Source organism: Pseudooceanicola onchidii, assembly GCF_004959925.1.
Taxonomy (GTDB): domain Bacteria; phylum Pseudomonadota; class Alphaproteobacteria; order Rhodobacterales; family Rhodobacteraceae; genus Pseudooceanicola; species Pseudooceanicola onchidii.
Window position 1 is genome coordinate 734,193 of the sequence record NZ_SPUW01000003.1, and the last position, 13,240, is coordinate 747,432.

Consider the following 13,240-nt stretch of genomic DNA (forward strand, 5'->3'; position numbering starts at 1 on the left):
GTACCCATGCAGCTGAACGAGATCGACTATGGCCGCGCCCGCCCGATCGAGGGCTACGGCCCCGGCTTCTTCCGGATCGGCGGCGAGGTCATCACCGGCCCGGCCCTGATCACGGCTGACCGCGCGCAGGCCTGGGGCGGGTATGACGACACCGCCGCGCTGCTGCCGCTGGCGGGCCAGATCGACGTGCTGTTCATCGGCACCGGGGCCGAGATGGCCTATCTGCCGCCCGCGTTCCGCACCACCCTCGACACCGCCGGGATCGGCGTCGAACCCATGGCCTCGGCCGCCGCCTGCCGCACCTACAACGTGCTGCTCTCGGAAGGGCGCCGCGTGGCCGCCGCGCTGCTGCCGGTCTGATCTTCCCCTGGTTCCCATATCCTGGGGGGAGCCCGCAGGGCGGGGGGCAAAGCCCCCATGGACCCCTCCGACCAAGTTGCCGCTTCCGGTAATCCGTCAAATCGGTTAGGCCAAATTCATGACTTTGAAGGTGTTGGATCTTGGGGTGTCGCGGGGCGGCGTGCCGGTGCTCGAGGGCGTGAATTTCGCCGTCGATCCGGGCGAGGCCATCGTGCTGACCGGACCGAACGGCGTCGGCAAGACGACCCTGCTGCGCACCCTTGCGGGGCTGCAACCGGCCTATGGGGGCAAGATCGTCGTGCCGGACCCCGAGGCGATGACCTATGCCGCCCACGCCGACGGGATCAAGGCCGTGCTGAGCGTGGCCGAGAACCTGATGTTCTGGGCGAAGATCCATGGCACCGACGGCATCGACGGCGCGCTGGAGGCCTTCAACCTGCGCGACCTGGCCGACCGCCCGGCGGGCAGCCTGTCCGCGGGGCAGAAACGGCGGTTGGGGCTGGCGCGGCTGTCGGTGACCGGGCGGCCGATCTGGCTTCTGGATGAACCGACCGTCAGTCTCGACAAGGCCTCGGTCACGCTGTTCGGAGACGTGATGCGTGCGCATCTGGCGCAGGGCGGATCGGCGGTGATCGCCAGCCATATCGACATGGGGCTCGAGGTGCGGGTGATCGACCTCACCCCCTATCGCGCCCGCGCCAAGGTATCGCGCGATTATGACGAGGCCTTCCTGTGATCGCGATCCTGACCCGGGACATCCGGCTTGCGGTGCGTGCGGGCGGGGGCTTTGGCCTTGGCCTTGCGTTCTTCCTGATCGTCGTGGTGCTGGTGCCCTTCGCCGTGGGGCCCGAGGTGCGGCTGCTGTCGACCATCGCGCCGGGGATCCTGTGGATCGGCGCGCTTCTGGCCTGCCTGCTGTCGCTGGACCGGATCTTCGCGCTTGATCGCGAGGACGGCTCGCTCGACCTGCTGGCAACCTCTCCGGTGCCGCTCGAAGGGGTGGTGGCGATGAAGGCGCTGGCGCATTGGATCACCACCGGCCTGCCACTTGTGGTGGCGGCGCCGGTGCTGGGGGTGCTGATGTCGCTGCCGGTCGAGGGCTTCCGCTGGCTGGTGATTTCTCTGGCGGTCGGCACGCCGGCGCTGTCGACGATCGGGGCCTTCGGCGCGGCGCTGACCGTGGGGATCAAGCGCGGCGGGTTGCTGCTGTCGCTGCTGGTGCTGCCGCTATACGTGCCGACGCTTATTTTCGGGGCCGAGGTCGCGCGGGCGGGGGCCACCGGATTGGATGTCGAGACCCCGCTGGTGCTGCTGGGCGCGGTGACCTGCGTCACGGTGGCGCTCTTGCCGTTCGCCTCGGCGGCGGTACTAAGGATGAACCTGCGGTAACGTGATTTGCCGCCCCTCGCGGAGGAGGTAGAGAGGACGCATGGCCTCGATCTGGGAATATGCCAATCCGAAGAAGTTCACCCGCACGGTGGACGTGCTGCTGCCACCCGTCGCGGTGCTGGCCGTGCTGGCGCTGGTCACCGGGCTTGTCTGGGGCTTCTTCTTCACGCCGGACGACTACAAGCAGGGCTCGACCGTCAAGATCATCTACCTGCATGTTCCTTCCGCCTTGCTGGCGATCAATGCCTGGCTGATGATGCTGGTGGCGTCGCTGATCTGGCTGATCCGGCGGCACCATGTCTCGGCGCTGGCCGCGCGTGCGGCGGCCCCCGTGGGCGCAGTGATGACGGTGATTGCGCTGGTTACCGGTGCGATCTGGGGCCAGCCGATGTGGGGGACCTGGTGGGCCTGGGATCCGCGGCTGACCTCGTTCCTGATCCTGTTCCTTTTCTACCTGGGCTACATCGCGCTCTGGTCGGCGATTGAAAACGACGACACTGCCGCCGACCTGACCTCGGTGCTGTGCCTCGTGGGGTCGGTGTTCGCCATCCTGTCGCGCTATGCGGTGAACTTCTGGAACCAGGGGCTGCACCAGGGTGCGTCGCTGAGCCTGGACAAGGAAGAAAACGTGGCGGACGTCTTCTATTTCCCGCTGCTGGTGTGCATCGGGGGCTTCGTGCTGCTGTTCGTCGCGCTGGTTCTGCTGCGCACGCGGACCGAAATCCGCGCCCGCCGGACCCGGGCGCTTCTGGCGAGGGAACGGATGACATGATCCCCGATCTGGGCAAATACGCGGGCGCGGTTCTGTCGTCCTACGCGGTGTCGATCACGCTGATCGTTCTGCTGGTGGCGGTCAGCCTCTGGCGGTCCCGTCGCGCCGCACAGGCGCTGCGCGAGGTCGAGGAGAGGGTGAAGCGCAATGGCTAGGATCTCGCCACTCATGATCCTGCCACCGCTGATCTTCGCCGGTCTGGCAGGGGCCTTCTATGTCAGCCTCTATCGCGAGAACCCCGATCAACTGCCGACGGCGCTTGCGGGCAGGCCCGCACCGGCCGTGGCGCTGACGTCGCTTGGCGATCTGCCGGCGTTCGACGATGCCGCCTTGCGCGACGGCGAGGTCAAGCTGGTCAACTACTGGGCATCCTGGTGCGCGCCCTGCCGGGTGGAACACCCCAATCTGACCGCCCTGGCCGAGGAGGGCATCACCGTGCTGGGCGTGAACTACAAGGACCAGCCCGACAATGCGCTTGGCTTTCTTGAGGAGCTTGGCAATCCCTATGCCGCTGTCGGAGCCGATCCGCAGGGGCGCATGGCGCTGAACTGGGGCCTCTACGGCGTGCCCGAGACCTATGTCATCGACGGCGATGGCAATGTCGTTCTGCGTTTCGCCGGTCCGATCACGCAGCGGGTGATCGACAATGACATCCGCCCGGCGCTGGCCAAGGCGCGCGGAGAGTAGGGGGCGCTGCCCCCGTCCTGCGGACTCCCCCGGGATATTTTCAGCAAAAAGAAGCGCGCGGCGTGTGTGCTTCTTCTGGTTTGAAATACCTCGGGGGAGGTGCGAAGCACCGGGGGCAGAGCCCCCAATGACAGTACCGGGGGCAGAGCCCCCATTGAAAAAGGCCGGTCACGGGGACCGGCCTTTGTCGTTCTTGGCGGCAGGTTACGACGCCTTGGCAAGGTCGCGCAGCACGTAGTGCAGCACGCCGCCGTGTTCGATGTATTCCTTTTCGATCGCGGTATCGATCCGGCACTTGAGCGTGATCTCCTTGGTCGATCCGTCGCCCATGGTGATCGTGCAGGGGACCTCCTGCAGCGGCCTGATGGTGTCGAGGCCCGAGATCGAGACGGTTTCGTCCCCCTTCAGCCCAAGCGTCTTGCGCGTGTCGCCGCCGGTGAATTCGAACGGGATCACACCCATCCCCACGAGGTTCGAGCGGTGGATGCGTTCGAAGTTCTCGGCGATCACGGCCTTCACGCCCAGAAGTGCGGTGCCCTTGGCCGCCCAGTCGCGCGAAGATCCGGCACCGTATTGTTCGCCGCCGAAGATCACCAGCGGCGTGCCCTGGGCCTCGTAGGCCATGGCGGCGTCGTAGATCGAGGTCTGCTTGCCATCCGGCCCAAGCGTGTAGCCGCCTTCGACGCCATCCAGCATCTCGTTGCGGATGCGGATGTTGGCGAAGGTGCCGCGCATCATCACTTCGTGGTTGCCGCGCCGCGAGCCGTAGGAGTTGAATTCGCGCACGGGCACCTGGTGTTCCAGCAGGTACTGGCCGGCGGGCGTCGTATCCTTGAATGACCCGGCGGGGCTGATGTGGTCGGTGGTGACCATGTCGCCCAGCACGGCCAGGACCTTGGCGCCCTCGATGTTCTCGATCGTGCCGGGTTCGGTCGACATGTCCTGGAAGTAGGGCGGGTTCTGGACATAGGTCGAGGAGGTCGGCCAGTCGTAGGTTTCGCTGTCGGTGGTTTCCACCCCGCGCCATTTGTCGTCGCCCTTGAAGACGTCGGCGTATTTCGACTGGAAGGCCTCGCGGGTCACGGTCTTTTCGACAAGGTCCGCGATCTCTTTCTGGCTGGGCCAGATGTCCTTCAGGTAGACATCGTTGCCGTCCTTGTCGGTGCCGATCGGATCGTTTGCGATGTCGACGTTCATGTCGCCCACCAGCGCATAAGCCACCACCAGCGGCGGCGAGGCGAGGTAGTTGGCGCGGACGTCGGGGCTGATGCGGCCTTCGAAGTTGCGGTTGCCCGACAGGACCGAGGTTGCCACCAGGTCGTAGTCGTTGATCGCCTTCGAGATCGGCTCGGCCAGGGGGCCGGAGTTGCCGATGCAGGTGGTGCAGCCGTAGCCCACGAGGTTGAAGCCGATGGCGTCCAGGTCTTCCTGAAGGCCCGCGGCCTCGAGATAGTGCGACACGACCTGCGAGCCGGGGGCGAGCGACGTCTTCACCCAGGGCTTGCGGTTCAGGCCAAGTTCACGCGCCTTGCGGGCGACAAGGCCCGCGCCGATCATCACGTAGGGGTTCGACGTGTTGGTGCACGACGTGATGGACGCGATCACGATAGAGCCGTCGTGCAGCTGATGGGCCGCGTCCTCGGCCTGGTACCAGCCCTTCTTGTGGCTGCCCTCGTCGCCGGGGATGTCGCGGGGTTCGGGCGCGCCGCCTTCGCCTTCCCAACGGACCTCTTCCTTGGCAGAGGCATCCTTGCCTGCGCGCAGGCCCTTGATATACTTGCCGAATTCCGATGCGGCGCGGTCGAGCGCGATGTAGTCCTGCGGGCGCTTGGGGCCCGAGATCGCGGGCACGATGGTGCCCATGTCAAGCGACAGGGTGTCGGTGTAGATCGGGTCGTAGTCCGGCGTGCGCCAGAAGCCGTTTTCCTTGGCATAGGCTTCGACCAGCGCGATCGTGTCTTCGTCGCGACCGGAATTGCGCAGGTAGCGCAGGGTTTCCGCGTCGATCGGGAAGAAGCCGCAGGTCGCGCCGTATTCCGGCGCCATGTTGGCGATGGTCGCACGGTCGGCCAGGGGCAGGGCGTCCAGCCCGTCGCCGTAGAATTCGACGAACTTGTTCACCACGCCTTTTTCGCGCAGCATTTCCACGACCTTCAACACAAGGTCGGTGCCGGTGGTGCCTTCGACCATCTTGCCGGTCAGCTTGAAGCCGATGACCTCGGGGATCAGCATGGAAATCGGCTGGCCCAGCATGGCTGCCTCGGCCTCGATCCCGCCGACGCCCCAGCCAAGGACGGCAAGACCGTTGACCATGGTGGTGTGGCTGTCGGTGCCGACAAGCGTGTCGGGGTAGGCGACCACGTCGCCGTTCTGGTCGGTGTCGGACCAGACGGCCTTGGCGAGGTATTCAAGGTTCACCTGGTGGCAGATGCCGGTGCCCGGGGGAACCACGCGGAAGTTTTCGAACGCGCCCTGACCCCACTTGAGAAACTGGTAGCGTTCCATGTTCCGTTCGTATTCGCGATCCACGTTCATCTGGAAGGCGCGGGGGTTGCCGAATTCGTCGATCATGACCGAGTGGTCGATGACGAGGTCAACCGGGTTCAGCGGGTTGATCTTCTGGACGTCGCCGCCCAGACCCTTGATGCCGTCGCGCATCGCGGCCAGGTCGACCACGGCCGGGACGCCGGTGAAATCCTGCATCAGCACGCGCGCGGGGCGATAGGCGATTTCACCGGGGTTCTTGCCGCCGTTCCTGCCCCATTCGGAAAAGGCCTTGATGTCGTCGATGGTGACGGTCTTGCCATCTTCGAACCGCAGCATGTTCTCAAGCACGACCTTGAGCGCGGCGGGAAGGTTGGCGAAATCACCCAGACCCGCATCCTGAGCGGCGGGGATGGAATAATAGGCGTAGCTTGACGATCCGACCTTCAGCGTGCGGCGCGCCTCGGCGGTATCCTGTCCGACGGTAATGGGCATTGTGGCTCCCTTCCATAATCATGAGGGTTATAGCTGTCCCGGTTCTGCCCGATTGCAAGGGGGCGATCAAGAGATCCGGCGATATTGTATGCAATTGTATACCTCATGTGGTGCGGCAGGCAAGGCACGCTACGGGTGGTCGCGAAACCTTGATTGGTTGTTTCATGCCGCCGCCTCTAGCTATGATGGACAGATGCAGGGACAGAGGTGACGATGCTCGCTCGGATCGGGATTGCCGCGTTGATATCATTGGGGCTTCTAAGCGTCGGCGCATCTGCGCAGGCCGATCAGGAGCCGCCCGTGGTGGTTGAGCTGTTCACCTCTCAGGGGTGTTCATCCTGCCCGCCGGCCGATGCCTTCCTGTCCCTTCTGGCCGAGCGTGAGGATGTGATCGCCCTGGGGTTCCATGTCGATTACTGGGATTACATCGGCTGGCGGGATGTCTTCGGGTCGCCCGCTTTTTCGGCACGTCAGAAGGGCTATGCCCGGACCGCAGGGCGGCGGTCGATCTATACGCCGCAGATGATCGTGCAGGGCGACAGCGACGTGGTCGGCACCCACCCGATGGATGTGACCGACCTGATTTCGTCCTATCGCGAGGTCCCGCAGGACGTGCTGCTGCAGTTGCAGCGGGCCGGTGACGGGATGATCCGCATCTCGGCCAAGGCCGTGCGCAACCCGGGCGGACCGCTGGTGATCCAGCTGATCCGCTATGATCCCGAAGCGCACGTCGACATCACACGGGGCGAGAACGCGGGCCAGAAACTGACCTATTCCAACGTCGTGACCGATTGGCGCGTGCTGGGGGAATGGGATGCCTCGGCGCCGTTCCAGGCCGAAGTGCCCGCCAAGGGCGAAAAGCCCGTCGTCGTCCTGATCCAGCACAAGGGCCCGGGCCCGATCGAGGCGGCGGCGCGGTTGCGTTAGGCTTCGGACCGGCCCTGGTCGTCCTTCCAGCGGCGGTGCAGCCACAGCCACAGCCCGGGGTGCTGCCGCACCATCCGTTCCAGTGAATCGTTCAGCTGCTGTCCCATCACCTCGGGCGTGGTGTGCGGGATCGGATCATCGAACCACAGCCGGAACGACACGCCATCGTCCTGCCGGATGCCATAGCACGGCAGGATCAGCGCGTCGTACTTCAGCGCGATTTCGGGAACGGACAGGGCGGTATAGGCGGTCTGGCCAAAGAAGGTCAGCGGTGCGCCATGGCCAAAGTGCTGATCCGACAGCATGGCCATGATGTTGCCTTCACGCACGAATTTCATCATCTCGGCCAGCCCGCGCCGCCCGCGTTCGAAGACCGGCGGAGAGGTCTGGACGATGGCGCGCACGTAGTGGCGGTTGAAATAGACGTTGTTGAGCGGCCGGTAGAGCCCGCCGACATCGCCGAACTTCATCGACACGAAGCCCCGCACCGCGTCGTAGTTGCCGAAATGACCCGAGATCAGGAAGACCGGGCGGCCCTTGGCGCGGGCGTCTTCCAGCGCGGCCCAGCCGGGGCCTTCGGGGGTGATGTCGCGCAGGCGGTCCTTGAACTCCTCGCCCGAATAGATCTCGATCAGGGTGCGGGCGGCGTTGTCGGGCACGGCGCGGACGATCCTGTCGACCTCGGCCTCGGGCAGGTCGGGCCAGGCGTGGGCCAGGTTGGCGCGGATACGCCTGGGCCAGCCGGCCAGCGGCGACAGGACCCGGGTCGAAAACCCGCCGATCAGGGCCAGCCGCGCCTTGTAGGGCAGGGCGAGCGCCAGTTTCACCATCCCGCCCAGCACGAGATTGACAAGGTACTGGCCGATGCGGGTCGGCAGGGGAAGGTCCTTCGGCTCCATCAGACAGGATCCTGGCCCTTGGCCTCGGCGACGGCCGGGGCGGTCTTGGTTTCGCGGTACCAGACGTAAAGGCCGGCGCCCACCACGACGATCGCGCCGACGACGGTCCAGAGGTCGGGGTATTCGTCATAGATCAACGCGCCCCAGAGCGTGGCGAAGATCAGCCCGGTATAGGCGAAGGGGGCCAGCATCGCGGCCTCGCCTTCGGTGAAGGCCCGGATGAAGGACAGCTGTCCGATCGTGCCGACCATGGCCAGGCCCAGCATCAGCAACAGTGCCACCAGATCGGGTGTCTGCCAGTTCCAGACGACGATGCCCGAGGTCACCACGGACCCCAGCAGCGCCGCGTAAAGAAGCGAGGTCCAGGGGTCCTCGCGGTTGCCGATGTGGCGCGTCGCCAGGCTGTAGGCGGAATAGCAGACCGCCGCCATCAACGGGAAGATCGCTGTCCAGGAGAAGACGCCGGTGCCGGGCCGGATGATGATCATCGCACCGATCATGGCGACGACGATGCCCAGGATCCGGCGGGGGCCAAGCGCTTCGCCCAGGAAGATCGCCGCGCCAAGGGTGATGAGGACCGGGTTGATGTCCATGATCGCAGTGATCTCGGCCAGGCCCATGTAGCCCAGGCCGGTGAAGAAGCTGGCGGTCGCGCCGAACAGGAACATCGAGCGCAGGAACTGGAAGCCGGGATACTTGGTGCGCGCAACGGTCTTCAGTCGCGGCGCCACGAGGATCAGCACAAAGACCATCTGACCGGTGTAGCGGGCCCAAAGCGCCATGGCGGGGCCGGATCGCAGGTTGATGCCCTTGGCCAGGGCATCCATGCAGGTGAAAAAGAAGATGGCGCCGATCATGTAGACGATCGCACGGTTCTTCTGGGTCATCCGGGCCAGCATCTCAGGCGGGTCCGACGGGGGGCAGGCAATGGGTCATGGCCAGAGCATTAGGAGGCCGCGTTGGCGGTGTCCATAGCGCGGGCGGGTCGGTGCGGGTGTGCGCAACCGGGGGATCGCGGGGGGCGTCGCGGTCAGGCCCGGCAGGCGATAGTTGTGGATGTCGACCTGACAGGGCTTTGGATTGGCTTCAATTTACCTATTTTCAGTGGCTTGCAGACTATTCCTCACCCGTTGCGCAATCACATATCTCACAGTACGCAATCTCTACTCATCCTCCTCCTCGCCCGCGATCAGCAGCAGCTCTCCGCTGGCCTCCATTTCCCGGACGGCGCTGACGATATTGGTCATCGCGGCCTCGGCGTCCTTGGCTTTCACCTTGCCGCCGTCCTTGACCTCTTCTCGGATGGCGTCGGCCATGCGACCCGACATGTTGGACAGGACGTATTCGGCGGCGCGTTTCTCGGCCTCGGATACCGACCCGCCGACGGCCAGGACCAGATCGGACTGGTCCAGCACGCGCACGACCTTGGGGATGTCGCGCGGCGCGATGCGGTCGGGAATGTTGACGAAGGTGAAGATCGCCTTGCGCACGCTGTCGGCAAAATCCTTGTCCTGTTCGTCCAGCCCGGTCAGAACGTCATCCCGCGCCGCCGCAGTGGAATAGTTGAGGATCGCGCCAACCCGTTCGGCCGGCCCCTGGTCAAAGACCGAAATGGGCAGGCTGTCCAGCTGCGTGGCCAGCGAAACACCGATACGTTCCAGCGCGTCGGGCGTCACGCCGGTGGTCTGGCTGACGGCATAGGCGATGCGCCGCGCCTTGTCGCCGGGCAGCAGGCCAAGCAGCTCTGCCGCCTTGGAAATATCCAGCTTCGACAGGATGATCGCCGAGACCTCGAGGCTTTCGCTTTCGACGATCGGCAACAGCTTCTGCGGGTCCAGCCCGCGAATGCGTTCCCACGGGTCGCCGGTCTGGCGCACCCCGGCCTCCTTGCGCAGGCGGGCGGCGGTATGCGGGCTGATCCGGCCGTCCAGCACCGACAGCGCCCCGGCCACGCCACGCGGGAAGGTAAGGCCAAGCGATTCGAGCTCCTGCGCGAATTCCTCGACCACCTCGTTCAGGGTGTCGCGGGTGATCGGGCGCATGTCGCCCAGGATCCGTGTAAGATCGGCCTGCAGGTCATCGGGAAGGTCCTGAAAGGACACGTCCGCCCCTTCGGAGAGCGCGAGCCGGATGATGATCGCGGCTTTCTGGCGTCTGGTCAGGCCAATGCGGCCCTGCGCCGAGGGCGCGATCTGCGCCAGCGGAGTGAGTGTGCCCATGTCTTACCCGGGGTTTCTGCCTTCGGTTCCCGGCAGTTAACCCTGAAGAGGTGAACAAAGGCTGAAGCCCGGGCGAAAGATCAGCTTGAAACGATCTGTTCGCAGGCCCCGGTTTCGGTGTTCCACTGGTGGCCTTCGGCACAGGTCTGGGCCTGATGCTTGTCGGCGCAGGTGGATTGCGCCGTGGCGAGTGTCGGAAGGGTCAGAAGGGCAGTCACGAATAGCGTCCGGATCATGGCGATCTCCCTGTTGCGGGGCGATCCTAGCATGATCCGGCGCCATTCCGTAGGGTCAATCCTCGTGGAAGACCCGGGCGAAGATCGTGTCGACATGCTTGGTGTGGTAGCCAAGGTCGAACTTCTCGTTGATTTCATCCTCGCTCAGCGCCTTGCGGACCTCGTCATCGGCCAGCAGTTCCTCGCGGAAATCGGTGCGGTGATCCCAGACCTTCATCGCGTTGCGCTGGACCAGGCGATAGGCGTCCTCGCGCGACACACCGGCCTGCGTCAGGGCCAGCAGCACCCGCTGCGACATCACGAGGCCGGGGAACTTGTTCATGTTGTCCAGCATGTTCTGCGGATAGACCAGCAGGTTCTCGATCACGTTGGTCATGCGGTGCAGGGCGAAATCCAGCGTGATCGTGGTGTCGGGGCCGATGTTGCGTTCGACCGAGGAATGCGAGATGTCGCGCTCGTGCCAGAGCGCCACGTTCTCCATCGCCGGCACGACGGCCATGCGGACAAGACGGGCCAGGCCGGTGAGGTTTTCCGTCAGCACCGGGTTCTTCTTGTGCGGCATGGCCGAAGAGCCCTTCTGCCCCATTGAGAAGAACTCAGCTGCCTCGAGCACCTCGGTGCGCTGCATGTGGCGGATTTCGATCGCGATATTCTCGATCGACGATGCGATGACACCGAGCGTGGCGAAAAAGGCGGCGTGACGGTCGCGCGGGATCACCTGGGTGCTGATCGGCTCGGGCACGAGGCCCAGCTTGTCGCAGACATGTTCCTCGACCGCCGGGTCGATGTTGGCAAAGGTGCCGACCGCGCCGGAAATCGCGCCGGTGCCAATCTCGGCCCGGGCGTCGCGCATGCGAGAGAGGTTCCGGTCCATTTCCGCGTAGAAGCGCGCGAAGGTCAGGCCCATGGTGGTGGGTTCGGCATGGATGCCATGGGACCGGCCAATGCGGACGGTGTCCTTGTGTTCATAGGCGCGTTTCTTCAGCGCGGCGAGCAAGCCCTTGATATCCTCGATCAGGATGTCCGAGGCGCGCACGAGCTGCACGTTGAAACAGGTGTCCAGCACATCCGAAGACGTCATGCCCTGATGCACGAACCGCGCCTCGTCGCTGCCCACATGTTCGGCCAGGTGGGTCAGAAAGGCGATGACGTCATGCTTGGTCTCGCGCTCGATCTCGTCGATGCGGGCGACGTTGAATTCGACGTCCTTGGCCTTCCAGACGGCCTCGGCATTCTCGCGCGGGATCACGCCCAGATCGGCCATGGCGTCGCAGGCATGGGCCTCGATCTCGTACCAGATGCGGAACTTGGTTTCGGGCGACCAGATGGCCACCATGTCGGGGCGGGAATAGCGCGGGATCATGTCAGGCTCCTGTGTGCACGGGTTGCGCGCCTCTTAACGCCGGGGCATCAGGGGGGCAAGCGGGTGAGGTGTCGCGGGGCGGGCGCAAATGGATCTGAATGATTTCGAGGGGCTTTGGCGGATCGACCGGCGCATCACCAATGCGGTCGGGCCGGATGCGGTGTTCACGGGCACGGCGCGGTTCACGGCCAGGGATGATGGCCTTTTGATGGAGGAAGAGGGCGAGATGCGGATGGACGGCGCACCACCGATGCGGGCCAGTCGCCGGTACCTGTGGCGGGCCGCCGCGACGGGCATTGACGTTTTCTTCGACGATGGCCGGTACTTTCACCATATCGCGCCGGACACCCGGCCCGCTGACCGCCACGACTGCGCACCGGATCTTTATCGCGTCTCCTATGACTTCAGCGGCTGGCCCGTGTGGTCGTCGGTCTGGCGCGTCACCGGTCCTCGCAAGGATTACGCCATGCACAGCCACTTCACGCGCGGCTGACACTGGCTTTGCGGCTTTGCAAATAGGTGCGGTTTGCAAAATCTGAATTTGCAACTTCCCGTCCGCTGACCCGATCGTGCCGCTTGCGCTTCAAGCCGGGCTGGGGCATCACAGGTGCCAATGAACATTACGGGGATCGGAGGATTTCTATGTCCCAGACCATGACTGCACGCGTCCTGACCGACGCGATCGGGCCGACCGAAGGGGCCGCCCTGCGCCTCAAGCAGGCGGCGCTCGTCATCGCCGGCATCGCGCTTCTCGCCATCTGTGCCAAGATCAAGGTTCCGGTGCCCGGATCGCCGGTCGCCGTCAGCATGGGGACCTTCGCGGTTCTCGGCATCGGCGCGGCCTATGGCGCACGGCTCGGCCTTGTCACGATCATGGGCTACATGCTGATCGGCATGCTGGGCTTCGACATCTTCCAGTCCTCGACCAACGAGCTGAACGGCCTGACCTACATGATGGGCGGCACCGGCGGTTACCTGGTCGGCTATGTTCTGGCGACGGCGCTGCTGGGCGTGCTGGCGCAGCGCGGCTGGGACCGGTCGGTCCTGTGGATGGCGCTGGCGATGCTCGCGGGCAACGTGCTGCTCTACATCCCCGGCCTGCTGTGGCTGGGTACGCTCTATGGTTGGGACAAGCCGATCCTGGCCTGGGGCCTGACGCCCTTCATCCTGGGCGATGCGCTGAAGCTGGCCCTGGCCGCGCTGATCCTGCCGCTGGCCTGGAAGCTGGTTGGCCGCGCCCGCGGCTGATCCCGGCACCACGACCTTTCGAAAGGCGCGTCCCCCGGGGGCGCGCCTTTTTCGCATCTGCGTCTGGCGGACAGGGCAGACTGGGGCTCTGCCCCAGACCCCGGGATACGCGACCAGAGGAAGCGGGCGGCGGGTCCGGTCTTCCTCTGGTTTCATATCCC

General features: G+C 65.1%; 15 protein-coding genes. 9 read left to right on the forward strand and 6 right to left on the reverse strand.

The genetic code is table 11. The annotated features are described in order from the left end of the window. The first annotated feature begins 6 nt into the window (after window positions 1-6). The 6 genes from E4S58_RS16510 (at window position 7) to E4S58_RS16535 (ending at window position 3,208) form a co-directional block, all read left to right on the forward strand. Window positions 7-360 (forward strand): Mth938-like domain-containing protein, encoded by a 354-nt coding sequence (locus E4S58_RS16510; RefSeq protein WP_136637540.1) that lies wholly within the window; start codon window positions 7-9, stop codon window positions 358-360. A 118-nt stretch (window positions 361-478) separates the two neighbouring features. Next, window positions 479-1,096 carry a heme ABC exporter ATP-binding protein CcmA gene (gene ccmA, locus E4S58_RS16515; RefSeq protein WP_136637541.1) on the forward strand — a complete coding sequence of 206 codons (618 nt, stop codon included), beginning with the start codon at window positions 479-481 and terminating at the stop codon, window positions 1,094-1,096. Further along, window positions 1,093-1,749 (forward strand): heme exporter protein CcmB, encoded by a 657-nt coding sequence (ccmB, locus tag E4S58_RS16520; RefSeq protein WP_136637542.1) that lies wholly within the window; start codon window positions 1,093-1,095, stop codon window positions 1,747-1,749. Before ccmA ends, ccmB begins: the two co-directional genes overlap by 4 nt. Window positions 1,750-1,789: 40 nt before the next feature. Then, the gene (locus tag E4S58_RS16525; RefSeq protein WP_136637543.1) at window positions 1,790-2,521 is read left to right on the forward strand and encodes a heme ABC transporter permease; all 732 of its coding nucleotides are present in this window, start codon (window positions 1,790-1,792) and stop codon (window positions 2,519-2,521) included. Continuing rightward, entirely contained in the window at window positions 2,518-2,676 is a 159-nt protein-coding gene (gene ccmD, locus E4S58_RS16530; RefSeq protein ID WP_136637544.1) for a heme exporter protein CcmD, read from the forward strand. Before E4S58_RS16525 ends, ccmD begins: the two co-directional genes overlap by 4 nt. Window positions 2,677-2,689: 13 nt before the next feature. Further along, on the forward strand, window positions 2,690-3,208 hold the full coding sequence (locus tag E4S58_RS16535; RefSeq protein ID WP_240789580.1) for a DsbE family thiol:disulfide interchange protein: 519 nt from the start codon (window positions 2,690-2,692) through the stop codon (window positions 3,206-3,208). A gap of 204 nt (window positions 3,209-3,412) precedes the next feature. On the opposite strand, the gene acnA is transcribed toward E4S58_RS16535, so the two are convergent. Next, window positions 3,413-6,187 (reverse strand): aconitate hydratase AcnA, encoded by a 2,775-nt coding sequence (acnA, locus tag E4S58_RS16540; protein WP_136637546.1) that lies wholly within the window; start codon window positions 6,185-6,187, stop codon window positions 3,413-3,415. Window positions 6,188-6,400: 213 nt separating this feature from the next. Between acnA and E4S58_RS16545 the strand changes: the two genes are divergently transcribed. Further along, window positions 6,401-7,114: a DUF1223 domain-containing protein gene (locus tag E4S58_RS16545; protein ID WP_136637618.1), complete on the forward strand. Its 714-nt coding sequence runs from the start codon at window positions 6,401-6,403 to the stop codon at window positions 7,112-7,114. Here the strand turns inward: E4S58_RS16545 and E4S58_RS16550 are convergent. From E4S58_RS16550 to purB, 5 genes are all read right to left on the reverse strand, one after another. Further along, the gene (locus tag E4S58_RS16550; RefSeq protein WP_169052699.1) at window positions 7,111-8,013 is read right to left on the reverse strand and encodes a lysophospholipid acyltransferase family protein; all 903 of its coding nucleotides are present in this window, start codon (window positions 8,011-8,013) and stop codon (window positions 7,111-7,113) included. The genes E4S58_RS16545 and E4S58_RS16550 overlap by 4 nt on opposite strands. Further along, window positions 8,013-8,900, reverse strand: a complete 888-nt coding sequence (locus E4S58_RS16555) for a DMT family transporter (RefSeq protein ID WP_240789581.1) — start codon at window positions 8,898-8,900, stop codon at window positions 8,013-8,015. The genes E4S58_RS16550 and E4S58_RS16555 overlap by 1 nt, the downstream gene beginning before the upstream one ends. Window positions 8,901-9,176: 276 nt before the next feature. Further along, a complete protein-coding gene (locus tag E4S58_RS16560; RefSeq protein WP_136637549.1) occupies window positions 9,177-10,232 on the reverse strand; it encodes a flagellar motor switch protein FliG in 1,056 nt (351 codons plus the stop codon). Between the two features lie 80 nt (window positions 10,233-10,312). Next, the gene (locus tag E4S58_RS17950) at window positions 10,313-10,468 is read right to left on the reverse strand and encodes a hypothetical protein (protein ID WP_169052700.1); all 156 of its coding nucleotides are present in this window, start codon (window positions 10,466-10,468) and stop codon (window positions 10,313-10,315) included. Window positions 10,469-10,523: 55 nt separating this feature from the next. After that, window positions 10,524-11,831: an adenylosuccinate lyase gene (purB, locus tag E4S58_RS16565; protein ID WP_136637550.1), complete on the reverse strand. Its 1,308-nt coding sequence runs from the start codon at window positions 11,829-11,831 to the stop codon at window positions 10,524-10,526. Between the two features lie 88 nt (window positions 11,832-11,919). Between purB and E4S58_RS16570 the strand changes: the two genes are divergently transcribed. Beyond that, entirely contained in the window at window positions 11,920-12,324 is a 405-nt protein-coding gene (locus E4S58_RS16570; protein ID WP_136637551.1) for a DUF6314 family protein, read from the forward strand. Between the two features lie 149 nt (window positions 12,325-12,473). Further along, window positions 12,474-13,079 carry a biotin transporter BioY gene (locus E4S58_RS16575; protein WP_136637552.1) on the forward strand — a complete coding sequence of 202 codons (606 nt, stop codon included), beginning with the start codon at window positions 12,474-12,476 and terminating at the stop codon, window positions 13,077-13,079. Window positions 13,080-13,240 lie beyond the last annotated feature (161 nt).